General features: G+C 42.7%; 26 protein-coding genes. 11 read left to right on the forward strand and 15 right to left on the reverse strand.

Translation table 11 applies throughout. From position 1 onward, the window contains the following. Window positions 1-24 precede the first annotated feature (24 nt). The 3 genes from D9X91_RS03915 to D9X91_RS03930 form a co-directional block, all read right to left on the reverse strand. Window positions 25-1,248 carry a metallophosphoesterase family protein gene (locus tag D9X91_RS03915; protein ID WP_121679254.1) on the reverse strand — a complete coding sequence of 408 codons (1,224 nt, stop codon included), beginning with the start codon at window positions 1,246-1,248 and terminating at the stop codon, window positions 25-27. Window positions 1,249-1,672: 424 nt separating this feature from the next. Further along, the gene (locus D9X91_RS03925) at window positions 1,673-2,926 is read right to left on the reverse strand and encodes an ABC transporter permease (RefSeq protein ID WP_121679256.1); all 1,254 of its coding nucleotides are present in this window, start codon (window positions 2,924-2,926) and stop codon (window positions 1,673-1,675) included. Then, entirely contained in the window at window positions 2,919-3,818 is a 900-nt protein-coding gene (locus D9X91_RS03930; RefSeq protein ID WP_121679257.1) for an ABC transporter ATP-binding protein, read from the reverse strand. The genes D9X91_RS03925 and D9X91_RS03930 overlap by 8 nt, the downstream gene beginning before the upstream one ends. 155 nt (window positions 3,819-3,973) lie before the next feature. On the opposite strand from D9X91_RS03930, the gene D9X91_RS03935 reads away from it, so the two are divergent. Then, window positions 3,974-4,153 (forward strand): YhzD family protein, encoded by a 180-nt coding sequence (locus tag D9X91_RS03935; RefSeq protein ID WP_407644172.1) that lies wholly within the window; start codon window positions 3,974-3,976, stop codon window positions 4,151-4,153. A 70-nt stretch (window positions 4,154-4,223) separates the two neighbouring features. Here the strand turns inward: D9X91_RS03935 and D9X91_RS03940 are convergent, their stop codons facing one another. The 5 genes from D9X91_RS03940 to D9X91_RS03965 all read right to left on the reverse strand — a co-directional run bounded on the left by D9X91_RS03940 (window position 4,224) and on the right by D9X91_RS03965 (window position 9,968). Beyond that, the gene (locus D9X91_RS03940) at window positions 4,224-5,015 is read right to left on the reverse strand and encodes an enoyl-CoA hydratase (RefSeq protein ID WP_121679258.1); all 792 of its coding nucleotides are present in this window, start codon (window positions 5,013-5,015) and stop codon (window positions 4,224-4,226) included. A gap of 152 nt (window positions 5,016-5,167) precedes the next feature. Beyond that, the gene (locus D9X91_RS03945; RefSeq protein ID WP_121679259.1) at window positions 5,168-6,673 is read right to left on the reverse strand and encodes a coproporphyrinogen III oxidase; all 1,506 of its coding nucleotides are present in this window, start codon (window positions 6,671-6,673) and stop codon (window positions 5,168-5,170) included. A 641-nt stretch (window positions 6,674-7,314) separates the two neighbouring features. Continuing rightward, window positions 7,315-8,184 carry a Cof-type HAD-IIB family hydrolase gene (locus D9X91_RS03955; RefSeq protein WP_121679261.1) on the reverse strand — a complete coding sequence of 290 codons (870 nt, stop codon included), beginning with the start codon at window positions 8,182-8,184 and terminating at the stop codon, window positions 7,315-7,317. Window positions 8,185-8,350: 166 nt separating this feature from the next. Next, window positions 8,351-8,704, reverse strand: a complete 354-nt coding sequence (locus D9X91_RS03960) for a YlbF family regulator (protein WP_121679262.1) — start codon at window positions 8,702-8,704, stop codon at window positions 8,351-8,353. 124 nt (window positions 8,705-8,828) lie between these two features. Then, window positions 8,829-9,968 carry a DUF445 domain-containing protein gene (locus D9X91_RS03965; protein WP_121679263.1) on the reverse strand — a complete coding sequence of 380 codons (1,140 nt, stop codon included), beginning with the start codon at window positions 9,966-9,968 and terminating at the stop codon, window positions 8,829-8,831. Between the two features lie 137 nt (window positions 9,969-10,105). Here D9X91_RS03965 and D9X91_RS03970 point away from each other — a divergent pair, with 137 nt between their 5' ends. Genes D9X91_RS03970 through D9X91_RS03985 form a run of 4 tightly spaced genes read left to right on the forward strand, consistent with a single transcriptional unit; the run spans window position 10,106 to window position 15,105 of the window. Further along, window positions 10,106-11,488 (forward strand): YheC/YheD family endospore coat-associated protein, encoded by a 1,383-nt coding sequence (locus tag D9X91_RS03970; RefSeq protein WP_158598229.1) that lies wholly within the window; start codon window positions 10,106-10,108, stop codon window positions 11,486-11,488. After that, window positions 11,485-12,573: a YheC/YheD family endospore coat-associated protein gene (locus tag D9X91_RS03975; RefSeq protein ID WP_121679265.1), complete on the forward strand. Its 1,089-nt coding sequence runs from the start codon at window positions 11,485-11,487 to the stop codon at window positions 12,571-12,573. The genes D9X91_RS03970 and D9X91_RS03975 overlap by 4 nt, the downstream gene beginning before the upstream one ends. A gap of 10 nt (window positions 12,574-12,583) precedes the next feature. Further along, complete coding sequence (locus tag D9X91_RS03980; protein ID WP_121679266.1) at window positions 12,584-13,945, forward strand: YheC/YheD family endospore coat-associated protein; 1,362 nt, start codon at window positions 12,584-12,586, stop codon at window positions 13,943-13,945. Continuing rightward, window positions 13,942-15,105, forward strand: a complete 1,164-nt coding sequence (locus D9X91_RS03985; protein WP_121679267.1) for a YheC/YheD family endospore coat-associated protein — start codon at window positions 13,942-13,944, stop codon at window positions 15,103-15,105. The genes D9X91_RS03980 and D9X91_RS03985 overlap by 4 nt, the downstream gene beginning before the upstream one ends. 52 nt (window positions 15,106-15,157) lie before the next feature. On the opposite strand, the gene D9X91_RS03990 is transcribed toward D9X91_RS03985, so the two are convergent. Then, window positions 15,158-15,553 carry a ferritin family protein gene (locus tag D9X91_RS03990; protein WP_121679268.1) on the reverse strand — a complete coding sequence of 132 codons (396 nt, stop codon included), beginning with the start codon at window positions 15,551-15,553 and terminating at the stop codon, window positions 15,158-15,160. 131 nt (window positions 15,554-15,684) lie between these two features. Between D9X91_RS03990 and D9X91_RS03995 the strand changes: the two genes are divergently transcribed. Next, window positions 15,685-15,900: a YheE family protein gene (locus D9X91_RS03995; RefSeq protein WP_121679269.1), complete on the forward strand. Its 216-nt coding sequence runs from the start codon at window positions 15,685-15,687 to the stop codon at window positions 15,898-15,900. A 172-nt stretch (window positions 15,901-16,072) separates the two neighbouring features. Continuing rightward, window positions 16,073-16,273, forward strand: coding sequence for a hypothetical protein (locus tag D9X91_RS04000; RefSeq protein ID WP_121679270.1), 201 nt, complete (start codon window positions 16,073-16,075; stop codon window positions 16,271-16,273). A 266-nt stretch (window positions 16,274-16,539) separates the two neighbouring features. Here D9X91_RS04000 and D9X91_RS04005 read toward each other — a convergent pair whose 3' ends face one another. Continuing rightward, window positions 16,540-16,800, reverse strand: coding sequence for a metal-sensitive transcriptional regulator (locus tag D9X91_RS04005; protein ID WP_121679271.1), 261 nt, complete (start codon window positions 16,798-16,800; stop codon window positions 16,540-16,542). A gap of 130 nt (window positions 16,801-16,930) precedes the next feature. Here D9X91_RS04005 and D9X91_RS04010 point away from each other — a divergent pair, with 130 nt between their 5' ends. After that, window positions 16,931-17,845 (forward strand): PucR family transcriptional regulator, encoded by a 915-nt coding sequence (locus tag D9X91_RS04010; RefSeq protein WP_158598230.1) that lies wholly within the window; start codon window positions 16,931-16,933, stop codon window positions 17,843-17,845. Between the two features lie 138 nt (window positions 17,846-17,983). Further along, window positions 17,984-19,084, forward strand: coding sequence for an ABC transporter ATP-binding protein (locus D9X91_RS04015; protein WP_121679273.1), 1,101 nt, complete (start codon window positions 17,984-17,986; stop codon window positions 19,082-19,084). 53 nt (window positions 19,085-19,137) lie between these two features. Here D9X91_RS04015 and D9X91_RS04020 read toward each other — a convergent pair whose 3' ends face one another. Further along, the gene (locus D9X91_RS04020; RefSeq protein ID WP_121679489.1) at window positions 19,138-19,383 is read right to left on the reverse strand and encodes a hypothetical protein; all 246 of its coding nucleotides are present in this window, start codon (window positions 19,381-19,383) and stop codon (window positions 19,138-19,140) included. Window positions 19,384-19,513: 130 nt separating this feature from the next. On the opposite strand from D9X91_RS04020, the gene D9X91_RS04025 reads away from it, so the two are divergent. Then, complete coding sequence (locus D9X91_RS04025; RefSeq protein WP_121679274.1) at window positions 19,514-19,726, forward strand: hypothetical protein; 213 nt, start codon at window positions 19,514-19,516, stop codon at window positions 19,724-19,726. Window positions 19,727-20,025: 299 nt separating this feature from the next. Next, entirely contained in the window at window positions 20,026-20,241 is a 216-nt protein-coding gene (locus tag D9X91_RS04030) for an alpha/beta-type small acid-soluble spore protein (RefSeq protein ID WP_121679275.1), read from the forward strand. Between the two features lie 56 nt (window positions 20,242-20,297). Here D9X91_RS04030 and fumC read toward each other — a convergent pair whose 3' ends face one another. From fumC to D9X91_RS04055, 4 genes are all read right to left on the reverse strand, one after another. Then, on the reverse strand, window positions 20,298-21,680 hold the full coding sequence (gene fumC, locus D9X91_RS04035; RefSeq protein WP_121679276.1) for a class II fumarate hydratase: 1,383 nt from the start codon (window positions 21,678-21,680) through the stop codon (window positions 20,298-20,300). Between the two features lie 480 nt (window positions 21,681-22,160). Beyond that, window positions 22,161-22,949, reverse strand: a complete 789-nt coding sequence (locus D9X91_RS04045) for an SDR family oxidoreductase (protein WP_121679278.1) — start codon at window positions 22,947-22,949, stop codon at window positions 22,161-22,163. Next, window positions 22,946-24,088, reverse strand: coding sequence for a thiolase family protein (locus tag D9X91_RS04050; RefSeq protein WP_121679279.1), 1,143 nt, complete (start codon window positions 24,086-24,088; stop codon window positions 22,946-22,948). The genes D9X91_RS04045 and D9X91_RS04050 overlap by 4 nt, the downstream gene beginning before the upstream one ends. Further along, window positions 24,085-25,563 (reverse strand): AMP-binding protein, encoded by a 1,479-nt coding sequence (locus D9X91_RS04055; RefSeq protein WP_121679280.1) that lies wholly within the window; start codon window positions 25,561-25,563, stop codon window positions 24,085-24,087. The genes D9X91_RS04050 and D9X91_RS04055 overlap by 4 nt, the downstream gene beginning before the upstream one ends. Between the last annotated feature and the right edge of the window lie 2 nt (window positions 25,564-25,565).

Below are 25,565 nucleotides of genomic sequence, written 5' to 3' on the forward strand. Positions count from 1 at the left end.
CCTTCACTCCTTTCCCGCCAGTGCCTATTTTTGAAGATGCTGGAGGATCAGCTGCTGTGCCTTTTCGATAACCGCTTTCTCCTCCTCCTCTTCCAAATCATGCAAATATCTTCTGGCAAACATATGGTGATATAAGTCCTTGGTGCTTTCTTCCAAATGATGACGTTCAAATCCTTCAAAGGCAGCCTTCAATTCATCCATGAATCCAGTGTCAAATACACCTGCATTGCTGAAAGTCTTTGCCTCTATATCAATGGAATTTATCCATACAAAGTTTTGCTCGGGGTCTTCATCATCCTGCAGTATTTCCAGCAATTCGCCAGAATGTATTTTATCTATTGCCTCAGCAGACAAAGCTTCCGTTTCGACCAACTGAATTCCAAGAATGACTCCCTGGTCGGTTTTTCTGAACCTCACGAGTTCAGCGGTCAGCAGTGTAAACAATTCATTGAATTCCGTGATGCCTGCTGCCGAAACGACAGATTCTTCCCAAATGATATCTGCTGTTTCAATAAATTGGATTGATGTATGATCCTTGCAAAGGTTCACTTCAATACATCCTTTTCCCCCTTTTTCCTTGCGATGACGGCCTTGGATATTACCTGGATAGATGATATAGGGGTCTTCAGAAAGAACTGCATGTTGGTGAATATGCCCGAGTGCCCAGTAATCAAATTCCTTTGCGAGAAGTTCATTAACCGTAAAAGGAGCATAAGGCTGATGGGTTGACGGGCTCCCTTCGCAATGTCCATGAAGCAGCCCAATGTGGAAGCCCCCCTGATTTTCCTTCTTAAAGCGGTCGATTTTCCTATCATATATATGGCGTTCGGCATAACTGAAACCGTAAACGTGTACAACCGATCCATTATTTGTTTCAATTGACTTCACTTCTGGTTCGGTGTGAAAAATGTGTACATTTTCCGGCATTTCAAGCTTTGTCCATCTTCCACCCATGTGATCATGATTCCCATGAATGATGAATACGGGTATGCGCCGCTCTGCTAATTTTTCCAATTGTCTTTTCATTCGAGCTTGGGCTTTTATGCTTCGATCCTCGCCATCATAGAGATCGCCGCTAATGATGACAAAGTCCATCTCCCGTTTAACCGCTTCCTCTATGATTCTTTCAAAGGATCGAAACGTACTTTCCTGCAGTCGGTAGAGAAGTTTTTCTGGCAGTTTATTCAAGCCTTTAAACGGGCTATCGAGATGCAAGTCGGCAGTATGTATGAATCGCAATACCTGCATGACATTTCCCTCCTAATACGAATACACGTTCTTATATTCTTCATTATAGACTATTTATCGCAAATTAAAAACACATGCGTTGTTGCTTTCCGTGGAAGGATGCTCGCTTTCCGAGGGGCCTCACAGGATGTGAGGTCGTTCGATGTTGGCACAGGACAAGGAACACTTCGGCAGCGACACATCGCACGAAGAAGAAATGCTTGGCATTTTTCGAGGAAGTGCCGAACTTAATCGAACATCCGCCTTGCATCTCCTCGCTTCGCTGCGGGGTCTCACCTTGCCCGCAGGGCGCAGCCGAGGAGGCTCCCCTCCCCGTGAAGAGCAAGTGCCTGCAGCGATTAGGAACGGACAACTTTTGTAACAAAAAAATGAAAAAAGGGAGTCGATGATACAGCTCTCGATCCCTTTTGTCTTTAATATTCACCTAATTTTTCGTAATCTGGAGTGCTTTTTTGATATCCTTGAAGGAATTGGATTTGCCGTACATCAAGACTCCGCCTCGGTAAACACGCGCTCCGAACCATGCCAGTGCGATAATCGCAGCAATCAATGCCGCAATGCCAAGAAGCGCCTGCCATGTAGGAACATCAAGCATCCCGATCCTCATGAACATGATCATCGGAGTGAAAAATGGGATGAAGGAAGTAACAGTCACGAATTTTGCTTCAGGATTGCCCAACCCATACATGGAAATGAAAAAGCCGATCATGATCAGAAAGGTCATCGGCATGATCATTTGCTGCATGTCTTCAATACGGCTCACCAAAGATCCCAAAAAGGCAGCAAATGTTGAATAAAGCAAATAGCCGAGCAAGAAGAATACAACCGCATACACAATGGTCGAAACGGAAATATTTCCGAACCCGAATACCTCAAAGAAGCCATCATTCATATTTTGATAATTCTGTTTCAGTGAAATATAGCCCACTGTCAGAATCAGCGCCATTTGCGCCAACCCGAGCAAGGCAACGCCGAGAATTTTTCCAAACATATGCTGAATCGGACTTGCACTGGAAATCAAAATTTCCATGACCCTCGAAGATTTCTCTGTCGCCACTTCCATACCGATCATATTAGCATAAAAGATGACTGCAAAATAAATGATGAATAGAAGAATGTAGACCAGCCCCCGTGCCTGATTCAGTTCCTCTTGTGTCTTTGCATTGTTGGAAAGGGCGACCTTATCAAATTGGACCGGATTATTCAGGAGTTGTAGCTGGTCCGGGGCAAGCTTCAATTGACTTGCAGCCTGCATCGCCTTGACGCCTTGCAACCCTGTCTGCAGGTCGCCCATCGTATCCGAATCTGTAATGGTTTTTGCTTTATAGACTGCATCGATGATATTTTTCTCGTCAGTCCTTATTGATAAATATCCATCATACTTCCCTTCCCTGACCTGTTTCTCAATTTGACTCTCTTCATCACTCTTTACTTTTGAAAGAATGATATTTTTATTGATGTTTTTCATTTGAGCTTTATACGAATCAAATACATTTCCCGTTTGGTCCATCACTGCAATTTTCTTTTCATCCTTGCCGTTTGAGAACAAATCGACAATTCGTTCCATATTCGTCATCGCCAGGACGCCCACGATCATGATGACCGTTATGACGATAAAGGACTTTGCTTTCAATTTGGTCAAAAAAGCATGCGATAGAATGATCCAAAACTTATTCATAGGAAGCACCTACCTTTTCGATGAAAATATCGTTCAATGATGGCTCTTCCAGTTCAAACTTTCGGATGAAGCCTTTTCCGATCAATTCGTTCAGCACAGATTCTGAGGTTTTCTCGTCATCGACCTGCAGAACAGCTCCCTCAGCGGTCGGTTTCCATTTTAAAACCCCTTTTATCTCTTTAAGGTGGCTTAAATCAAAGTCTGCATGAACGGAAACGTTCTTCTTCCCAAAGTCACGTTTGATTTCCTTCAATCCTCCATGGACGACCGGCTTCCCCCTATGCATGATGCAGAGGTTCTGGCAAAGTTCTTCCACATGTTCCATTCTGTGGCTGGAAAATACGATGGTCGATCCACTATTCTTAATATCAATGACAGCTTCCTTCAATTGCTCCACATTGACAGGGTCCAACCCGCTGAATGGTTCATCCAGGATCAGCAACTTTGGTTTATGAAGCACCGAAGCGATGAATTGGATCTTTTGCTGGTTCCCTTTCGACAACTCCTCTACTTTCTTATCTGCATTTTCAGGAACTTTGAATCGATCGAGCCAGTGTCCTATTTCTCTCAATGAATCCTGCTTGCTCATTCCTCTCAGTCTTGCAAGATAAACGAGCTGGTCTTTTACTTTCAGCTTTGGATAAAGTCCCCGCTCTTCTGGAAGATATCCAATGAATGGGCTTGTTGAGTAATCGATCGGCTCCCCATTCCACTCTATACTCCCTGAGGTTGCATCAATCAAGCCGAGGATCATCCGGAATGTAGTCGTTTTGCCGGCGCCATTCGCCCCCAGAAAACCGAACATATCTTTTTCCGGAATGGAAAGTGATAGATGATCAACAGCCAAATGGTCCCCGTATCTTTTTGTGACATTATGTATCGTTAGCGTCATCAAAAATCCCTCCTTCGTCACTCTTCTTTATACGGATGAGAACGGAAAATGGTTCACTTTTCCATTGTTTTTTTGCAAAAATTTAAAACTTTTCATTTTCAGAAAATTATGCAAGAATAATAGTAAAACGTTTGCAAATGAAAGGAAGTCTGCCCATGTATAAATTAACCGCATTCAAGCCTGATGGTGAAAAGATTTTGGATGAATCCTTCGAAGCCAAGGACGATCTTGAAGCAAAAGAAATCGGAAAAACGATGCTGGAAGAAAAGAACCTGCTTGAGAGCACTCACCGCTGCACCTCTTCATCCGGAAAGCTGTTATTATTCCATGCTTAATGAGCGGCATCTTAGAAACAATCGTTAAAAAAACTGTCCACTACGCATCTGCGTTGAGGACAGTTTTTTATTATTTTCCTTGGAAAATCGGCGGACGCTTTTCTACGAATGCTTTGATTCCTTCCAAGTGATCTTTTGTTTGACGCATTTCATATTGACTTAGCTTTTCTAGTTCAAGGTAATTCCGCAGCTTGTCCAGTTCCATCTCTGCATAGATCATTTTTGTTTTAATCATCGCTTTTAATGGTTTCCTTCTCCAATTTGAAAGGAGATTTTCTAGATCCACTGCCATTGATTCTTCGACTAACTGATCGACCAGGCCGAGCTGCTGGGCTTCCTCTGCCTTCATGATTTTCCCATCCCAAATAACCCTCTTGGCTTTTGTTGCACCAAGTCTTTTTTCGAGCAAGAAATGTCCTCCGCCATCCGGAATCAATCCGATCCCGATGAAATTCATCGCAATTTTGCTAGTCTTATCAGCAACGATGTGGTCTGTCGCCAAAGCAATGCTCAGTCCGAGACCTGCCGCTGCTCCTTGAATGCAGCTGATGGTCAGCTTCGGCATTGAATAAAGCGTTTCCATTAATTCGTTTATGTGATCCATAATGTCAAAAAATTGCTCATCTTGATTGATATTAAGCATTTCCTTGATATCTCCACCGGACGAAAAAGCAGGTCCATTTCCCCGAAGAACCAAAATGTTGATTTCTTCAGTATTTTTTAGCTCCTTCAAACAACTCCCGAGCTCTTGAATAAGCAGTCCATTTAAAGCATTCAGCTGTTGAGGGCGATTCATGGTTACAAAAGCGACTTCTTCTTTTATTTCCACATGGATGGTTTCATATGATTTTATTAAATTCATGTTTATCCCCTTTCTATCATCTATTAATAGAATAAAGGATATCTAAGAAAGATTAAATATAAATAGTTATAATTTTTCGAAAATAAATACGACATTTTCATCATCCAAATTAAAAACCTGCCGATTCCATTGGATAAAGGCAGGTTCATTTACTAATATTTAGAAAACAACTCATTCAATATGTCGATTTTTTTATTCGTATATTCCTGGAAGCCCTCGTTGTAGGACTTTGGATCTTTCGGATTATTGAAATGCGTAATCTTTCCTGTCTCAGGGTGGATGAACTTGCTTGCCGCCCCGCACCCGATTCCAATGATCGTCTGTACTTCTTCCATGATCATGATGTTATAAATGCTGTCTTGGTTTTCGAGTGCATACCCTACATTCTCAAGGTTTCCAAGAATATTTTTCTGTCTGTACAGATAGTATGGTGTATAATTATGTTCTTTTGTCCATTGTTCCGCCAAGGTCATCATGCGTTCCACTTCCTCGCGCGGCGCCACTTTATACTTATCCTTGTTCAGGGTCATTTCTGACGCACGTTTAAATGACAAAGTGTGTACAGTGAGCGATTCAGGCATTAATTTCTCTGTTTCTTCGAGCGTATGAGTAAACTCAGGAACTTCTTCTCCAGGCAGGCCGATGATCAAGTCCATATTGATGTTGTTCATCCCCATCCCACGTGCCAGATGGAATTTTTCAATCGTTTCCTCCACGGTATGATGGCGCCCGATTGCCTTCAAGGTTTCTTGCGTATACGACTGTGGATTGATGCTGATTCGATCGATATTCCATTTTTTCAGTACATCCAGTTTTTCCGGCGTGATCGTATCCGGTCTCCCTGCTTCCACGGTAATTTCACGGATATTCTCGACGTCTGGGAAGGCTTGATACATCTCATCATAAAGGAGATCCATTTCCTCCGCTGTGATTGAAGTCGGAGTCCCTCCACCATAATAGACCGTGGTGATTTTCACATTATTTTCTTTTAGCCATTTTCCCATCTCGCGCATTTCATAGTGGAGCCCTGCAAGAAAGGAATCGACCCTTCCCTGTTTCCCTTGAATGGCAAAGGCAGGGAAGGTACAATATGCACATTTAGTAGGGCAGAAAGGAATCCCGATATAAATGCTCACTTCATTTCTCACATCATAAAGATCCGGCACGACAGACAATTGCCGGTCAACGATTGTCTGCATCAACTCAATCTTTTCATTTGTGATCAAATAGTTTTCTTTTAGGCTGCGGTGTGCCTCTTCAGTCGCGATCCCATCACGGACTGCCTTATGGAGGAGTTTGGTAGGACGCATCCCGGTCAGGATCCCCCACTTTTGGACGATGCCAGTGTAGTCCTGAAGCACGGTTAGATACACATGTGAAAGGACATTCTTCTCAAGCCTGAACCTTTCTTTTGCAGTCATCTCACCTTCAATGGCCTTTTCATATTCATCACTGAAATTTCTTTGATCTTCTTCTGTATATAATCGAGCGCTTGCCTTCATGAATCCGTCCACTTCATCCAGAGTCAAAGCAATGGTGAGATCCTTTTCTACAAGCGGCCTTAATGAAACAATTGGATCTTCAAAGAATAAATTTGCAATCAGCTGCAGCGGACGATGGAATTTTTCATCCTCAATCCCTTTTATCTCAATGTTCAATTCAATCACCTTTCAATATAAAAGCTTCCTTTAGTGTACTGAATCACCCATGCAAGGTCAATGATTAGAAAAGCGGCACGGGCTTGCTCAGAGGCGAAGAGACTGTGAAAATTGGCGTTCAAATTTTCCTTGGAGCGATTTGTGTGAGATAAAGGTAAAGGAAACACGAAGACCGAAAGCGATTCGATGTTGACTTATCGTAGACACAAAACGTGAAGCCTCACAACCTATAGGCGGCGGTGGGGGACAATGAAAAGCGGGGGCGGCTTGACTTGAAAGCAAAAGTTTAATCAAGAGCAATGCTGAGTTTGTCGAACCGTGTAAAATAATCGATATTTAGGAATCTTCGCAGATAAATTCCTATTTTCGCAGATAAATAAAAAACAGCAGTCGAATTTTATTAAAGAAAACCTAAAAAATAAAGGATATTCATCCCATTCTGCAGAATAGGGATTGGAAAAATAATTAGGAGTGATGAAATGAATGTAAAACCCCACCAAATGCCACGTTCAATCCTCAAATTGGAAGCCCTGATCCGAAACCTTCCTCCAAACTTCCACCGGGCGGGCTTCTCCTTAGAAGTCCCGCCTTGTTCCAGCTGCGATGCGCAACAAAAAAACAGCGGATGCCCGCTGTTTGCTTTATCTTTTAATTACATTCATCCTTTTTAGGAATTCAATGGGATGCTGTTTCCTGAAGTGTTCCTTCACCATATAAGCGACTCCGTTTTCTTCAGCGTCCCTTGTGATCCAGTCAGCCGATCTTTTCACTTCCTTATTGGCGTTGCCCATGGCCACCCCCAGGCCAGCCCACTCTATGAGCGGGATATCATCGATACCCGATCCGATCATCACCACTTCTTCCCTAGGGACACCGAGGCGGTCGCAAACATAAAGGACTCCCTTCAGCTTGGAGGTTCCCACAGGGACGATCTCTAGCTTCATACTGCTGCTTTCTATGCAGTCGACTTCGATATACATACTTTCAATTGCCTTTTTGGCATCATCCAAATCCTTTTGGTTTTGGAATAACACCTCGATCTTTGGAGGTTCGACTGAATGATCTATGAGATATTCACTGACGGACTCTACAAATTCAGTCGTGTGGCTCAATCGTGTAGCCCGCTGCCAAAATCCTTTGGCAACAATATTTTGATCGATGTCCCGTTTATTGGCTACAGCATATTTTTCGTGCAGAAGCCTGATATGGCAATTGAATCTTTCGAGAAATTTCACGAGCTCGAAAGTGATATCTTCATTTATCCTGGACACACGCAGCGGCTTATCTAATTCATTGGCGATATAGGCGCCTTGATGGGCCACAACATAGCTATTCAATTTCAACGCTTTGGCGACCCTTTTGGCTGATGGAAAGCTCCTGGATGTGACGAGCATGACATAGATTCCTTTCGATGTGACATATTCGATGGCTTCTTTTGTCTGCTTACTCATCCGTGCATTGTCATTCAGCAACGTTCCATCTATATTCAACGCAAGTAGTCGATAGATCATGGCTGCTCCCCCTTTGATGTGAATACAATCGCTTTGTATACTTGTATGAAGGAGCTTGGCGATATAGAACCTGCAGAAATACTGATCGACGCAAAAAAGCTGCCCTTCTAAATTTCAACAGCATATGCCATGAAACTGAGGGACAGCTTTTATCATTCTCTTATGTTTAATTTCCCATTGGGCCGTATAATTCTTCAAGCGGCTTCATGATGATTTTGTTCAAATCGGCGATCAACATGCTCATACGCTGCTCGGCTTCCATCAATTTCGCAATTTTTTCGTTTTGCTGAACGAGGGCAGCTGCCTTTTGCGCCTGCTCGACTTCTTCCTGTGTAATTTCTTGGCCGGACATTTGTTTTTGCTGAAGCTTCACCTGAATATCGCGGAAATTCGCAAAAAGCTTGCTTGCAGATTCATCCTTATTTACCGTATCATACAAAGCCAATAAATTTTTATACTCGTCGCTTTCACGCAGTGCATTTTGCAATTCGTAAGATAAATCGTATAAGTTTGTAGCCATTTTAAATAACCTCCTCAAAATTTAGGGGAGTGCATATTTCTTTCGTGAAACACCGCCCGTTTAAAACCATCCTCAACTATAACAAACTATGAAGGATAATGCGAGAATGTTCATGGTTTTCGGGTTATCCGCCTATAAACATAACGATGATCCCCTGAACAAGGCCGATAATGCCGCCAAGGAGAGCACCCAAATAAGTGATCATTTTCAACTCAGACCTCGTGATGCCCAGAACAAGCTCTTCCAATCTTCCAACAGAGAATGTTTCCACTTGTTCCTTGACCATTTCCTCCACCTTTAGCTTTTGAAGCAGCGGTCCAATTCTCAATGAGAGCATGCGGAGTCCGTTTCCGACCAAGGATGGGAGTACTTTTTCAGCAATAAATGGAATGTACGGTTCAATCATGGAACGAACCGGAGTGGTGAATATTTTTTCGATATTTAGTACCTTTAGGGTAAAATCGGAAATCATACGCTCAATGCTTTCATCCTTCTCCTCAGGAAGGATTTTTTCCAAAGGCCATTCCTTCACTTTCCCCCACTCTTTTTGCAAGATGGATGACAGCAGCTCACCGGTTCCAGGATTATTCAAGAATTTAATGACCTCTGGCTGGATTCTATCAATGACAGATTCATTGCCCATGAACATTTTGATCATGTTCCATAACATTCCTCTATCTTTAAAAAAGTCTTCAAGCATGACTTTCAGCCGTTGTTTGCCCTCTGGACTGGAAAAATACTCTTTTCCTTTTTGCAGGATGAATTCTGTGATGGCCGGAATTTTTCCATCTATTTTTTCTTCCAAGGCTTGTCCCATTACATCCGTTAACGAATGATGGCGATGTTCTGATGCCCATGATCGATACTTTTTATGCAGCTGATCGGCAATGAATCCGTTTGTTATAAGGATTGAATCATTGAAACCCATATCATTCAACAGCTTTTCCGTCGTCATTTCAGCGAGTTTTGGGGAATCCAACTCCTTTTGTAGCAAAAGGACAATTTCCTCTTGAAAATGGGAGTCCACTAATTTTTTTTCGATGCTTTCCGGTGTTACAAGGTGATCGACAACCATTTTCCCCAGTTGGACCGCCAGTTCATTTCTTCTCTTCGGGATCAATCCCGGTGTAAAAGGCAGCCGCCATTTTCCTATATATATCGCTTTATATGGGCGAAAAAGCATTTTAATCGCCAGCGAATTCGTAAAGCCTCCTATGATGGCCCCAATCACCATCATGAAAAGCAGGACAAGAAATAGATGCATAAGACACTCAACCTTCCTATCTTTCTAAAAAATCAATTGAACCTTTCATTTCATTATGACATACGATGCAATATCAACTAATGCCTAGTTAAATATTATATCGATAAAGTTTGACATTAGGCAAACGGGGAATGACTATGTCTCACAAAATTTCGTTTCATATAAGCAATACCAATGGTTTATTTACTTCATCACCCCAGCTCCATCTAAATCCACTTGATGGAAAGAAATTGAATATAGATGACAATTCCAGAATCACAATCAAAATAGGGAATAAAACGGCTGCAGCCATCGTTCACTTCAACAGCGATGAGCCAGAAGGCAGTGCTGCCGTTGAACCTGCACTATATCAGTCCTTGCTGCTCCCTATACAGACTTACAAATGGCATGTTTTGTATGATGTTCATGATCAACTGTTGAAACTTGGTCCGTTCATTTCCATTTTAACCGAATTCAAGCATGCTGGACATGACCAACCTTCCTTTGGATCCATTCACTGCTTTGCGGAAGAGCTGCAAACTTTCATTTCAAAAGAAGGCGGACTTCTCTCTATTATGAACCTATCCGATAATATGAATCTTGGCGAAGAAAGCAAAGGTTTTATCTTCTATGATGACGCCTGGATTATGTGGGACCTTCCTGAGCCGGATGTCATTTACAATCGGATCCATTCGCGGAAAACCGAGAGGACCAAAGCCTACCTGGTTTTTTATGAACATTATTTACAATCCGGTTCGACCATCTTTAATCCTCAATTTTTATCCAAATGGGAGGTATACCAGCTTCTTGGAGCGGAGTCCCATATGAATCCGTTCATTCCGGAAACCAACCTCTATTCCGAGTCGACCTTTGACGATTTCTTAGGCAAGTACGGTGCTGTTTATATCAAGCCGGTGCACGGAAGCCTTGGCAGGGGAATTATAGAAGTCACAAAGCACTCAGACGGACTGTTCATTGTTAATCAAACCTATTTCCCCGAGCAGAAAGAGCACACCTTTGAAAGTCTGACGGATGTGAAAAATGCCGTTCATAAATGGATCGGAAAACGAATCTGCATTATTCAGCAGGCATTAAGTCTGCTCGAAAAGGATGGAAGAAAAATTGATTTCCGCCTTCTTACCCATCCAGATGCGGGCCATCATTGGCGTGTCACATCAGCTGTAGCCAGAATATCGGGGGAAAATCAATTTGTCTCCAATCTCGCTCAGGGAGGCGTTCTGGATAAACCAGGGGCCGTATTAAAGGGGTTTTTTTCAACGAGTACTTCCTCCCAAATCCTGAGCTTAATGAAGGAGCTTGCACTTGAAACGGCTGCCTTGATTGCGAAATCTCTGGAAGGAGTGACCGGGGAGCTCGGTTTGGATATAGGTGTCGACCTTGACGGAAAGATATGGTTGATTGAAGCCAACTCAAAACCATCTAAAAAGCAGGAAGGCACCAGTTCAGGCATTAGGCCATCGACTAAGGCCATCTGGAAATTTTCAAAAACACTTTGGCTTGAAAGGAGAGATTCACCATGATTCAACTAGGCATAATCACCCTTACCCCAGACCAGCCATCAAGCTACTTCAATGAGCTTGCAGGCTTAAGTCCGGATTCAGGAGTGAGTGTTTATTTATTCTCCCCGCTGCATATACAGCCCGGATCCGAAAATGTTTCAGGTTATCGCTTCCACCAGGGAACCAACCAATGGATCCATGATTCTTTTTCCATCCCTTCATTTTTATACGACCGCTGTTTATATGGAGAAACAAAAGAATCCAAGGATGCCAAGGCTATCGTATCGTGGCTTAAAGCAAGAGAGGATATCACCTTTTTAGGCTATGGGCTTCCAAACAAATGGAGCTTATATGAGAAACTAATACCGGCCTCCGACATTTCCCCTTATTTGCCAATAACGAGAAAAGTCAGCTCCCCTGAGCAAATCGTGGATGCGGCAATCAAGTATAAGGAAGTCATCATCAAGCCCATCAACGGGGCACATGGGTTTGCCGTGTATTTAATTGAATATGACCAACATATACTCACAATCAAGACGACCAAAAATGGAAAACTCGTTTCCAGAACTGTTTCAGATCCAAAGGATGCCATTCCGTTTTTTGAAAAATTGCTCCTGAAGCATATTTTTATTTTACAGCCTCGACTCAACAACCTTAATGAAAGCGGGCATCCCTTTGATTTGAGGGTCTTTTTGCAAAAAGACGAAAATGGCAAATGGATGGAAAGGGCAAGAGGCATCAGGACAGGGCAAAAGGATGGAATCTTGACGAACCTCAGCGCCGGCGCAGACATCATTTCTTTCGAAGAATGGAAGAATTCCGTTTCCAATTACAACATCCCTTTTATCGATAACGAAATCAACGAAGTGCTGGATAAGCTGCCGCATATTTTAGAAAAACAATTTTATCCATTATTTGAATTAGGCATTGACTTAATTATCGCAAAAGACCATTCCATTTGGATCATCGACATGAACTCCAAGCCTGGGCGCAAGCTGGTCGCGATGACAAATCCTCAGGAATTGGAAACACTTTACAAGGCTCCTCTTTCCTACTGTAAGTTCCTGGCCAACAATAAAGCCGTGAATTTCGAAAAAACAAAGTGAGGTGGCAATGATGGCTAAACAATTAAAAATCGAAACGTTTGATTCACGTGAACATATCATCTATGTTCCCGGTCAAATCACTTCCCCTGATGAGATCAAAAGAGTCGGATTCGGATCGAGTACACAATCAATCGATTGCAAACCACAGCCAAATGGCAGAAATATCATCACGATCAGTTCAGCTCTGGCAAAAGAACTGAACCTGCCGTCCTATATTCAATCCATTCATATTTTCGCCAAGGAAGACTGTCTCCATTTAGGGCCGTTGGTCGGGATATTTTCGTCAGGATTCACGCCATTCCAAATACGTCCCATCGGCGAGAGATCCTTCTTGTTCGCAAAGCTTTTATCATCACATGCTTCTTCCGGCGTTGTTCCTTTCTTATTCGGTGAACAGCATATTGACTGGGGTCAAGGAGTCATAGAAGGATTTTTCTTCACCAATAAAGGCTGGGAGTCATTGAAAGTGCCATTCCCGAATGTCGTTTACGACCGCCTTCCAAATCGCAGAAGCGAAAAATTGAAGGCGTCACAGGCAGTGAAGGAAAGGTTTGAAAAAGATTATTTAATTCCATGGTATAATCCAGGCTTCTTTAACAAATTAGAAGTGTTTGAAAAGCTATACAATGTGGGCGAGGCAGAGCCTTTCCTGCCTGAAACCTCCCCATTTCAATCCTTCCACCAAATCGAGAAGATGCTGGCGGACTACGGGCATGTATTCATCAAGCCGCAAAACGGGAGCTTGGGGCTAGGCGTTCATCAACTGATTTATGATAAGAAAAATCATGCCTATTATTGTCGTTATCGTGATGGCGAGAATCGACTGCAGAAGTTTTCGACGCTTGAAGCACTTATGAAAAAAGTTTTTGCGAACCGCTCACTTGAAAGAATGCTTGTCCAACAAGGGATCTATTTAATCCGTCATGAACAGCGTCCCATCGATTTTCGGGTGCACGTCAACAAGGATGAGCATGGGGAATGGAAACTCAGCGCCATTGCTGCAAAAATAGCCGGGACTGGGAGTCCTACAACCCATATCAATAATGGTGGAACCGTCAAAACATTGGAAGAGATTTTTCCTGATAAAACAGCTCAACAGAAGTACAAGGATAAACTAGAGCAAGCTGCCCTTCTGCTTGCCCAGGCGCTTGAAAAGCAAGTCGGCGGTATTATAGCAGAAATCGGTTTTGACTTCGGCTTAGACCGCCAAGATCGAGTCTGGCTGTTCGAAGCAAATTCGAAACCTGGCCGATCGATCTTTTCCCATCCTCTCCTCAAGGAGTTTGATATGCTGACACGTAAGCTTGCGCTATCCTATGCTGTATTTCTGACTGAACAAACCATTGATAAACCTGAGGAATTATTTAGATGAACATTTATTACAGTGAAAAAGAACATATTTTTTTCCATAATGACGAGGATACCTTCGTTTGGGGAGCAAAGGATGATTTGCTCCCGCAGATGAATGAAACGAGCAGCAAACGATTTTTTTTGAATGTGGCCGATAAAAAGGTGGGGCCATTGATTGGGATATTAACGAGCAAAAATAAAAAAGGGGTGCTGACCGGCAACAGCTTACTATTCCAAAAAATCCAAGCAAAGCTTCAAAAATCAGGAGGTCTCTCCTTTATCTTCACATTGGAAGATACTTATAAGGATCGAATTGAAGGGTATTTCTATGATGAACCTTCCTCCCGATGGTATAGAGGATTGTTTCCGCTTCCACAAGTGGTTTACAACCGCATCCCGTTTCGCTGGGCAGAAAATCGCGATGAGTTCAACCGATTCAAAATGTTCTTGGCTGAACAGAACATCCCCTTTTTCAATCCTGGTTTCATCCATAAATTTTCATTATATGAAGTATTAAAGAAACATCCATCCATCGCCCTCCACCTACCTGAAACGTCCCCTTCTACGAAAGGCCGGCTGGAGGAGATGCTTTCCAGGCACAAATCCATTTATGTAAAACCGGTCAAACTTTCTCAGGGAAAAGGAATTTCAAGGATTTCCTTAGAAAAGGGAGGGGATGCGATTTCTTATGAAACAATGGAAGGGACGAAGAGGTATGCAACACTCGAGGATTTCTGGACCTCTGAAAGCCCAAAGTGGAAAAACGATGATATTCTTCTCCAGCAAGAGATCACCACAAAGACAATCGATGGAAAAAAATATGATTTGAGGGGTCTTGTCCATTACAGTTCTTTTGGCTATTCCTTAACCGGCATAGGCATAAGGGTGGCAGGTTCCAATAAACTGACCACTCACCTGAAGCGCGGCGGAAGTCTTTTTCCTTATGAGAAGCTAAAGGATGATGCGATCGAGGATAAACTATCGGAGCTGATGAAACGCTGCGGAGAAGCATTGACGGACCACTACGGTTTTTTCGGCGAATTTTCTTTCGATGTCGGCATTGACCAAGAAGGCCACATTTGGATCTTTGAAATCAACTCCAAGCCAATGAGTTTTGACGAACCGCTGATCGAACAAGCGAAAATAGAAAACTTGATCGACCTTTTCTTATTGATCAGCTGACTCAGAAAAAAACTGGTTCGAATTGTTTTCGAACCAGTTTTATATAGGTCAGTTATTTCAAAGAATTGTAAATCGTTGAAAACCTTGTTGCATGCTCCATTTCATCGGTCATTGCGACAAACAAAGGTTGATATGCTTGCTGATTGGGAATCTCAAACAACATATCACGATAGAATGCCGCAGCTTCGAGTTCATCCTTAAGCGCCATCAGTACCCCTTCTTTAAATGAAGTGAACTGTACTTCCTCCTCTTTATTTTCAAAATAATCACCAGTAAGCAATTTATGCAGATACTGAAACATTTCAAAATGCTTTTTCTCATCCTGCATCGGCTCATCGATAAATTCAATATATAATGGATTATTTGTTTTCGTTTTTAACTCTTTATAAAAATGATAAGCCTTCCATTCATTATTGATTGCCGTCTCTAATTTTTCCAAGAAAGTCATACACGCATCCCCTTTTTATATTGTCGCTATACCCTATGACCGGCCCATGTAATTTATACCTTTTTCCGATCGTCCGTCTGGTCAAGCCGCATAAATCCATTTAGAATATAGGAAAGGGGATGATGTAAATCATGATTCAACACTTTCAATATCAATCCATGTATAAAAACAAACAGCTTCCGGGATGGACCTTTTCATTTTATTACAAGCAGATCCGTTACGAAGGCATCTATCATCAAAACGGCTCCATTGAGTGGACAACCTCCGCTCCACCGCAGGATAGCATAGAAGCCATCAGCTCACAGATCCATGATTTGATGCTCTATCATGTGTATGACAGGCAATAGTAGATCTACTAAGATGTGATTAGGCGGAGCAAAAAGTACCGGCAGCTGCTTGGAAAACAACTTTTGCATAACTTAAGATGAAAAGCATAAGAAATAGGCAGCAACTATTTACATAAAAGCTGTATGGGATCTCCTTCTTTTTGAAATAAATAAACTAAAGGAGGAAGATCCAATGGCAACTCAAGATAAAGACCAATATGAATTCCTGGAAGATACGCATTATGAAGGAAAAAACAAAGCCTATTTTGATATCGACCGAATGGTGAACGAAGGTATGTCCGGAGGTTCCGTCCACATGAGGGCAAACTCCACCAATATTGATGAAGCATTGGACATCACCGACGAAACACCGCCCAATACGACACAAGGATGAAAAAGGAAGCCGTTTTGGCTTCTTTTTTTGGGTCGAAATGATCAAAATATGCTTTTAGAGCCGGATATTTCATTTTTTGTGGATTCATACAACACAATTGGGACGGATATCTTCGAAAGTTGCGCATTTATCTGCGAAAACGGCTCATATATCTTCGAAAACTCGGATATATCGATTATTCTACTTTTTTCGACAAAATCAAGAACCAAAAAAATCGACTTCCCTTTGGAAAGTCGATTACACTCAAGCCGAATCCGCTTTTCTATTCAACGGCTTTTGACTAGCATTTTTACGGCTTCTTGGATGGCTTCTTCTGTATTGAGCCCTTCAGCATTGGCTTCCTTTATACAGGCTTCCAGATTTTTGGCGACAATCAGGCCGATTGAACGATCGACCGCTGATCGAACAGCAGATAGCTGGGTTACGACATCCTTGCAATGTTTTTCTTCTTCCATCATTTTTAAAACGCCTCGTACTTGACCCTCAAGTCGACGAAGTCGGTTTTTCATTTCCTGTGAATAGTCCATTTGATCCACCTCTATTGATTTCTACTCCTTAGTGTATAGAATATGGCCTTAAAATTCAATTGACAGCTTTTGATATAACAGCCTTTTCCCATGTATAATGTGGGTAACCAAAAGAAAAAGAGGGTACGATATGCTTGAGAATTTATTAAAGCAGTTTCCGAATGCGGTATTACAATCATTGCCGCCGGTAGATTTTGATACATATCACTGGTTTTTCGATCCGGCCAATGAACGATTTGCAGGAGTATCGAAGACAGAAATCAATGAAGATCAGCTGACATTGCTTCAGATTCTTTTCCCTTTCCAAAAAGAAGAGGTATTTAGAACGATATCCGGCCAGGCAGACGCTTGGCATCAATTTTTATTTCAGAAACAACAGGAGCTCCCAGCACACACTAAAAACAAAGTACGAATCATCCAATTTGCCATATTCTCCGAATCACCTGATTTATTAGACTTTGAAGCCCTAAAAGAAGCGCTGCAAAGCATATTTTCGCATAATGTGACAATTGGGATGATGTCAGCAAATGACGGGTTTATCGTCGAGGAGAAATTAGATGCTCCATTGGCCGAAGAAGAGCTTTTATCTGCCATGGATGCATTTGAAAGCGATTTTTATATTAAATCTATGTTTTATCTGGGCAGGTTTGCTGATTTGGATGAAGACTTTACAGAACATTTCGCAGCAGAGCAACGTTTATTTCATTTTGCACGATCTTCCTTTCAAGGAGAAAAATTATTTTCTTTTGAAAAAGTATTTCCGGTGCTTTTGGTCAAAGAACTAAATAAAGCCCCCCATCTTGAACAATTGAATTTCATCACTGAAATTTTTGCTGAAGATCATGAGCTTATGACAACGATCAAAACATATATAGAAAATCAAAATAATACAAGTTTGACGGCAAAACAGCTGTATATGCACCGGAATAGCCTTCAATATCGAATAGATAAATTTTCAGATTTGGCAGGAATTGACCTAAAAACATTCACGGGCACGCTGACTGTATATCTTGCCTGTCTCCAATTTGAATACTTAAACCTATAAGAAATCCATTCAAAGACAAGGTGCCTAAAACATGCGCAGCTTTTTTGTGCATGTTGACCATAGTTTATTGAAAGAGCTTTCATTACACTAGAGATACGACCTGAAAACGGTTGCATCAAAGTGAGGGAGGCTTTTTTCATGGCTCAATTAAACTTAGATAGCATTTATAAGGTGTATGACAATAAAGTGACAGCAGTAAAAGACTTCAATCTACATATCAAGGACAAAGAATTCATCGTATTTGTCGGTCCTTCCGGATGTGGTAAGTCAACAACGCTTCGTATGATCGCCGGACTTGAAGAGATATCAAAAGGCGACTTTTTCATTGATGAAAAACGCGTGAATGATGTAGCTCCAAAAGACCGTGATATCGCAATGGTGTTCCAAAACTATGCGTTATATCCACACATGAGTGTATATGACAACATGGCGTTTGGACTTAAACTTCGTAAAGTGGCAAAGGATGAAATTGACCGACGCGTGAAAGATGCTGCGCGCATTCTTGGATTGGAAGCTTACTTGGACCGCAAACCGAAGGCTCTATCCGGTGGTCAGCGCCAACGTGTGGCATTGGGTCGTGCAATCGTCCGTGATGCAAAAGTCTTCTTAATGGATGAACCTTTATCCAACCTTGATGCGAAGCTTCGCGTACAAATGCGTGCGGAAATTGCCAAGCTGCACCAACGTTTGCAAACGACTACAATTTACGTAACACATGACCAAACCGAAGCAATGACAATGGCGACAAGAATCGTCGTCATGAAGGATGGTGTCATCCAGCAGGTTGGAACGCCAAAAGAAGTATACGACAACCCTGAAAACGTCTTTGTCGGCGGTTTCATCGGCTCTCCTGCCATGAACTTCTTTACAGGCCATTTGGATGGAAATGACTTTGTTATCGGAGATATTAAAATTGCTGTACCGGAAGGAAAATTGAAAATCCTTCGCGATCAAGGATTTGTCGGCAAAGATGTCATCTTGGGTGTCAGACCGGAAGATATCCATGACGAACCTGTTTTCATTGAATCTTCTAAAGGGACTGCAATTTCTGCAAAAATCGAAGTGGCTGAACTTACCGGTGCTGAAATGATGCTTTATACACAAGTCGGCGGTCAAGAATTCATCTCCAGGGTCGATTCCCGTTCAGATATCAAACCTGGACAAACAATTGATTTGGCGCTTGATTTAAACAAAGCACACTTCTTCGATCCAGCGACTGAATCAAGAATCAGAGCATAAATTTCATTGAACCCGTTTCACAAAGGATGACTTTCTTAGTCGTCCTTTTTTATTTATTGATAAGTGATATTTTCATTTTTTTCACTGCCGCATTCCTTGCATCTAAACAGATGGAGACATACTGGCTTTTTTGAGCTTACATCATCTCCATCTGCCAATTTTATCAGGTCCGTATCCATATAGGCACTGTAATCGTCATAGTAATCGTATGCTTTGCCTTGATCCTCCATCACGCCAGAGCATTCGCTGCATTGAAATGAGTAATCAATAAAATCATTGCATAAAGGACATATATTCATGCTTGCTCCCATCCAGTCTCATTTGAAATGGCTATTTCCTTATAAATTGTTGTTATCAAACGGTTTTTAATTGATTTCCGCTGCCGGATGCTCGCTTTCCGAGGAGCCTCACACGAAGTGAGGTCGTTCGATGTTGGCACAGGACAAGGAAAGCTTAGACAGCGACACATCGCACGAAGAAAAATGCTTGGCATTTTTCGAGGATGTGCCGAACTTAATCGAACACCAGACTTCCCTTTCCTCGCTCCGCTGCCGGGTCTCACCTGGCCCGCTGATCCCTCCGGAATCTCGCACCTTGCGCTATAATCAACAACATATGATTAATTATTTTTCGCATAATTAATATCGACAAGCTCTCGAAAAAAGAGCTTTTAAATTCGGTACTTTCAGTTTTTGAATAATATTAGGATGCTTGAAACAGAATGAAATATGTGTTCGATTTCCCTTAAGTAAATCCCATTAATTCCCTCTTAAACTTTCGAATATTATCAAATCGAAAACTCCATAATACTGATTAACAGCAACAAAAAGGCTTCAACTCCGATGAGTTAGACCAAACAGTTGGAACACAAACAATTGTGTACTGGTGCGATTCCAGCTAACTCAACCATTCTAAAATACTCAACTAGGAGATGACAAAACATGCAACAAAACCAACAACGTCCTAACTCTTCAAACCAATTGGTAGCACCAGGATCTCAACAAGCTATCGACCAAATGAAGTATGAAATCGCTTCTGAATTTGGCGTACAGCTTGGACCTGATGCAACTGCACGCGCTAACGGTTCTGTAGGTGGAGAAATCACAAAACGTTTAGTGCAAATGGCTGAGCAGCAACTTGGCGGATACCAAAAATAATTTATACAATGGCAAAAGCCTCTGAGTACGCTCAGAGGCTTCATTTTTGTCTATTTTTACAGGTTCACCATTTTTGCCGGATCGATCCATTCTTCATATTCCTCTTCCGATACGAGGCCTGATTCAATCGCAGCTTCTTTCAATGTGATGCCTTTATTGAAAGCGAGCTTGGCGATGCTTGCCGCTTTCTCATAGCCAATATGCGGGTTCAAGGCCGTCACGAGCATTAGTGATCGTTCGACGTATTGTGAAATGATCTCTTCGTTCGCTTCAATCCCCTTCGCACATTTTTCATCGAACGATTTCATCCCGTCCGCTAGAAGTCGGACGCTTTGAAGGAAATTATAAATGATGACAGGCTTGAAAACATTCAATTCAAAATTCCCTTGGCTCGCTGCAAATCCGATTGCTGCGTCGTTTCCGAATACCTGGACAGCTACCATTGTCAAAGCTTCACTTTGTGTGGGATTTACTTTTCCAGGCATAATGGAGCTTCCTGGTTCGTTGGCCGGAATTGTGAGTTCACCCAGCCCGCTTCTAGGACCACTTGCCAGCCATCGGACATCATTGGCTATTTTCATTACATCTGCTGCCAGTGCCTTCAATGAACCGTGAACATGGACGATTTCATCATGACTTGTCAGTGCATGGAATTTATTTTCCGATGATGAAAAATCATAGGATGTTTGGGACTTCAAAACATCCGCCACTTTCCCTCCGAAAGAAGGGTCTGCATTAATCCCCGTTCCGACAGCCGTCCCTCCGATTGCAAGATTAAGCAATTGTTCCATAGATGCTCGAATCATCTCTTCACTCTTTTCAAGCATGTATCTCCAGCCGCTTATTTCTTGACCTAATGTAACCGGAGTCGCATCCTGCAAGTGGGTGCGGCCGATTTTGATAATCTTCATGAATTCTTTTTCTTTCGCGGAAAGTGTATGCTTCAATTGTTCGATTGATGGCAGAAGGGTCTCTTTCAACTCATGATATGCGGCTATGTGCATGGCGGTCGGAAAAGTGTCATTCGAGCTCTGCGACATGTTGACATCATCATTCGGATGAATCCTCTCTTCCGATCCGTTGCGTTCCAAAATGTCGTTCGCACGGTATGCAACCACTTCGTTGACGTTCATATTGGATTGCGTCCCGCTTCCTGTTTGCCATACCACGAGAGGGAATTGGTCATCAAGGTTGCCGGCAAGTATTTCGTCGCATGCCGAAACGATGGCATTCATTTTATCGGCAGATAGCTTCCCTAAATCATGATTCACCTGAGCAGCGGCTTTTTTTAGGTGCGCAAATGCATAAGTCACTTCTATCGGCATTTTTTCTGTACCGATTTTAAAATTTTCCTTGCTTCTCTGAGTCTGTGCGCCCCAAAGCTTTTCAGCAGGAACTTTAATCTCCCCGATCGTGTCTTTTTCAATACGAAAATCCATTTATCCAGCCTCCTTTACTATCACTTACATTGTTTCCCTCAAACTCTGGCTTCTAAAATCTATTCTCGCATATTTTTTGATTTTTTTGTTCCTTCTTTATCCATATTATCTATTAAACACCGCGGTTGATTTCCGTTCGAGCCCTCGCTTTTCGCAGATCTTACAGGAAGTAAGGTCGTTCGATTTTGGCGCAGGACAAGGAAAACTTCGGACCGACACTTCGTACGAAAAAAACGCCTGGCATTTTTCGAGGAAGTGCCGTACTTAATCCGAATCCTCCTATCCCAACGCCGCTTCGAGACTATGATGTGCACTCCATCAACTGCTGGAAACAGGCAAAAACAACGATATGTTTTGAACATGGCTTTCTATACGAAAAATCCTCCTTCTGAGCTGAAGGAGGATTTAATAAAGGTTGATTTCCGTGGAAGGATGCTTACTTTGTATTTTTGTTGAAAGTCTGTATCCTTTTAAAGGAGGCTAGTCCAATGATTCAATTTCTTGAAATGCGGGAGGTGACCATTTCCCGATTTTATTTCCATTGACGCTGTATATTGTGCCGGATGGAAGATTCAATCGATTTTCCCATATTTTGAATACAAATTCAGCGACTTGTTCGGGCGTGCCGATTTCCCAATAAGGATCTAGTGGTTCTCCTTTTTCAATCGCTTGATTTCGGGCACGCTCGACAAACGGTCTTGTCATATCTGTCAAAGCGGCTGGCGCCACTGCAAAGACCGGAACGTGCCATTTCTCCAGTTCCTTTGCAAGTGTCCATGTCATTCCAAGTATGCCTGCTTTGGCAGCGCTGTAATTGAGTTGTCCGATATTTCCTTCCAGTCCCGCTGTGGAGGTCATATTTATGATACACCCTTTCCCTCCGATGCTTTTCTGATGAAGGATAAACGGCTGGGCTGCGGAAAAAGTTCCTGTCAAATGGGTATGGATCACTTCGTTCCAATCGTCAATGGATAAGCGATGCGCCATTCTATCCCTTGTTGTCCCTGCATTGTTGATTAAGATGGAGGCATTTTCATAGTGATCGATGGCAGTATTCATTAGCTTTTTCCCCGTATCAATATCCTGCACGCTTCCGACAACCCCTTGAGCTGATCCGCCGTGTCTTCTGATTTCTTCCACTGCATGGCATACATTTTCCTCACTAGTTCCATTGATGACAACCCCCATGCCCTTTGAAGCAAATCGTTGAGCAAGGGCGAAACCGATTCCTCGCGATGATCCCGTTATGATCGCTGCAGACTTCTTCATGTCCTCATCCTTTCAAACATGGCTGCCAATCCCATTCCTCCACCGATGCCTAATGTGGCGAGTCCAGTAGAACCGTGTCCATTTTTCATTTCATGCAATAACCTTGTGACGAGGATGGCGCCTGATGCACCGTATGGATGTCCCAATGCAATGGCACCTCCCCCGATATTCACCTTATTCTCGTCAATCTGCAGTTCCTGGATCGAAGCAAGGACTTGTGATGCAAATGCCTCATTGAACTCGATCAAGTCGATTTGATCGATAGGCATTTTGACTTTTGACAAAAGACGCTGAACTGCAGGGACAGGGCCAATTCCCAGGATGTTGGGATCGACGCCGCTGACAGTACTATCAACAAATTGCATGACACCACGAATGCCCAATGATTCAGCTTTCTTTTCAGACATGACCAATACCAGTGCAGCACCATCATTGATCGGGCAGGAATTCCCTGCCGTGACACTGCCATCTGCAACAAAAACGGGGGCAAGCTGTCCAAGCTTGTCCAAGCTCGTATCACGTCGCGGGCATTCGTCCATCTCTATCCCCTTCAAGGGAACGATTTCTTCTTCGAACCTGCCTGCGTCTTGTGCTTTCAATGCTTTTTGATGGCTATTGAAAGCAAATCGATCTTGCTCGCCTCTAGAAATTTGATATTTTTCAGCTACATTTTCAGCCGCAACCCCCATGTCGGGGTCACCAATAAAATCAGGAGAAAATCGAGCCCGTGTAAAGAGAGTCGGAGCAGCGTATGGACTTTTTGCCTTCTTCATCTTCCATGGAGCCAAGCTGACACTTTCGACACCGCCTGCCAAATAAATTTCCCCTGCCCCTGCTTGGACAAGCCGGCATGCCGAAATGACTGCCTCAAGGCCAGAGCCGCATTGACGGTCGATTGTCATGCCGGGTATGTCCACAGGCAGACCGGCAGTCAATGAGGAAAGCCTTGCAAGGTTGCCGCCGGGGCCGACTGTATTCCCTAGAATGACATCATCTATTTCATCCATGGGAAGGTTGGTTTCTTTGACTATCGCTTGAATCAACGGGGCTGCTAAATCCTGTGGTTCAAATTCCTTCAGGATGCCTCCGACTTTCCCGATCGGCGTTCTCTTGCCTGCCACAATTACCGCTCTATTCATTTCATCTTCACCTCTGTCCATTTTTTCATTGCGGATCGATCAACCTTTCCACTTTTGGTCATTGGAAATGCATCAATATTCAAATAGTTCTTCGGACATTTGTATGAAGATAAATAGAGCAGGCACCGTCGTTTCATCTCCTCCGGTAAAAGCTTTTCCTCTTCATTTTCCCACTGGATCACGGCCACACCCATTTCACCCCAATAGGCATCCTGAACTCCAACAACAACCGCCTCTTTAATGCCAACGATTCCTTTCAATACTCCCTCTACTTCCTCGGGAAAAATTTTCAAGCCACCGCTTTTGATCATATTGTTTTCCCTGCCGACAACCGTGAGTGCCCCATTATTATCCAAAAAGCCTAGATCGCCGACGGTCGCCCCCATTGGTGTCAATACTTTCTTTGTTTCCTGCACATTATTTACATAGCCGCTAAATAGCATGGGACTTGAAATGTAAATTCTTCCGATTTCTTCAGAGCCGCATGATACCCCATGTTCATTGATCACCGATATTTGGACATCTGAAAATAATTTTTGGCCCCCATCACTTTCTCCCATACCAAAACGATTGTATGAAACAAAGCTCAGCTCAGAAGCTCCATAGTATTCATATAATTCTGCTTCGGGAAAAAGCCTCATCACCCTAAGCTTTGAATCCTCTTGCCATTGTGCTCCCGATACTAAAATCTTTTTTACGCCAACGAGTTTCTGTCCCGGATTTGCCTCTACGCTCAACAAGGCTTCCAGCATCGTCGGCACCGCGCTTATTACATCGATGGAGTTATTTTTCAATAGGTTGAAAACCGTCTCTGGAAGAAAGGCTGATTCCAGATAAAAAGTCCCTCCGCAATGAAGGCAATGAGCTGCTGCAAACAATGATAAGGAATGGACCAGTGGACCAGGTGCGATCACCGCTTCTTCTCGGCCATAGCCAAATGCTTCCTCACAGGCTTCAAAACTTTTCACCCACGATCGGTGCGACCGGATGAAGCCTTTTGGCAAACCGGTTGTCCCGGAAGTGAATCCTAGATAAAAGGAGTCGTGTTCATTTGCAAAAGTCTGTGCAACAGCTTCTGGAGACTGTTGATAAATCGCGGAAAGGTTTATGACAGAAGAAACAGGAAAAAGATGAAGCAAATCACTCGCTTCATCTTCTAATATGATCAAATCCGGTTCGGCAATCCCGATTGCATGCTTTAATTCATTTTGCGTCCATTTGGAATCCAGCGGCACCGCTGTCCATCCCATTGATGCAACCCCAAAAAACACTTCCAAAAAAGCTGCAGAATTTTTCAAGCGGAACGCAATCTTCCGTTTTTCTTGACTGCCATTGAAATGGGAATACAATCGGTTTCGGACTTGTTCGACATTCTCATTGAAATTTTTATAGGTTATGATTTTATGGTTTTGTATGATGGCTGGTTTATTCGGATATAAAGCCGAAATAGTTTTCAGGTTCTCTCCGATATACATGG

It is taken from the genome of Falsibacillus albus, assembly GCF_003668575.1.
Classification (GTDB): Bacteria; Bacillota; Bacilli; order Bacillales; family DSM-25281; genus Falsibacillus; species Falsibacillus albus.

Coding starts and splice junctions, on each gene's coding strand:
- D9X91_RS03990 (WP_121679268.1), bottom strand. CDS start 15,553: ATGACTTTCTTGGAAAAATTAGAGACGGCAATCAATAATGAATGGAAG.
- D9X91_RS04055 (WP_121679280.1), bottom strand. CDS start 25,563: ATGTATATCGGAGAGAACCTGAAAACTATTTCGGCTTTATATCCGAAT.
- D9X91_RS03995 (WP_121679269.1), top strand. CDS start 15,685: ATGATTCAACACTTTCAATATCAATCCATGTATAAAAACAAACAGCTT.
- D9X91_RS03960 (WP_121679262.1), bottom strand. CDS start 8,704: ATGGCTACAAACTTATACGATTTATCTTACGAATTGCAAAATGCACTG.
- D9X91_RS03925 (WP_121679256.1), bottom strand. CDS start 2,926: ATGAATAAGTTTTGGATCATTCTATCGCATGCTTTTTTGACCAAATTG.
- D9X91_RS03930 (WP_121679257.1), bottom strand. CDS start 3,818: ATGACGCTAACGATACATAATGTCACAAAAAGATACGGGGACCATTTG.
- D9X91_RS03965 (WP_121679263.1), bottom strand. CDS start 9,968: ATGCATCTATTTCTTGTCCTGCTTTTCATGATGGTGATTGGGGCCATC.
- D9X91_RS04050 (WP_121679279.1), bottom strand. CDS start 24,088: ATGAATAGAGCGGTAATTGTGGCAGGCAAGAGAACGCCGATCGGGAAA.
- D9X91_RS03985 (WP_121679267.1), top strand. CDS start 13,942: ATGAACATTTATTACAGTGAAAAAGAACATATTTTTTTCCATAATGAC.
- D9X91_RS04005 (WP_121679271.1), bottom strand. CDS start 16,800: ATGGACTATTCACAGGAAATGAAAAACCGACTTCGTCGACTTGAGGGT.
- D9X91_RS03940 (WP_121679258.1), bottom strand. CDS start 5,015: ATGAATTTAATAAAATCATATGAAACCATCCATGTGGAAATAAAAGAA.
- D9X91_RS04025 (WP_121679274.1), top strand. CDS start 19,514: ATGTTGGCACAGGACAAGGAAAGCTTAGACAGCGACACATCGCACGAA.
- D9X91_RS04030 (WP_121679275.1), top strand. CDS start 20,026: ATGCAACAAAACCAACAACGTCCTAACTCTTCAAACCAATTGGTAGCA.
- D9X91_RS03955 (WP_121679261.1), bottom strand. CDS start 8,184: ATGATCTATCGACTACTTGCGTTGAATATAGATGGAACGTTGCTGAAT.
- D9X91_RS04045 (WP_121679278.1), bottom strand. CDS start 22,949: ATGAAGAAGTCTGCAGCGATCATAACGGGATCATCGCGAGGAATCGGT.
- D9X91_RS03975 (WP_121679265.1), top strand. CDS start 11,485: ATGATTCAACTAGGCATAATCACCCTTACCCCAGACCAGCCATCAAGC.
- fumC (WP_121679276.1), bottom strand. CDS start 21,680: ATGGATTTTCGTATTGAAAAAGACACGATCGGGGAGATTAAAGTTCCT.
- D9X91_RS04010 (WP_158598230.1), top strand. CDS start 16,931: ATGCTTGAGAATTTATTAAAGCAGTTTCCGAATGCGGTATTACAATCA.
- D9X91_RS04015 (WP_121679273.1), top strand. CDS start 17,984: ATGGCTCAATTAAACTTAGATAGCATTTATAAGGTGTATGACAATAAA.
- D9X91_RS03915 (WP_121679254.1), bottom strand. CDS start 1,248: ATGCAGGTATTGCGATTCATACATACTGCCGACTTGCATCTCGATAGC.
- D9X91_RS04000 (WP_121679270.1), top strand. CDS start 16,073: ATGGCAACTCAAGATAAAGACCAATATGAATTCCTGGAAGATACGCAT.
- D9X91_RS03980 (WP_121679266.1), top strand. CDS start 12,584: ATGGCTAAACAATTAAAAATCGAAACGTTTGATTCACGTGAACATATC.
- D9X91_RS03935 (WP_407644172.1), top strand. CDS start 3,974: ATGTATAAATTAACCGCATTCAAGCCTGATGGTGAAAAGATTTTGGAT.
- D9X91_RS03970 (WP_158598229.1), top strand. CDS start 10,106: ATGTCTCACAAAATTTCGTTTCATATAAGCAATACCAATGGTTTATTT.
- D9X91_RS04020 (WP_121679489.1), bottom strand. CDS start 19,383: ATGAATATATGTCCTTTATGCAATGATTTTATTGATTACTCATTTCAA.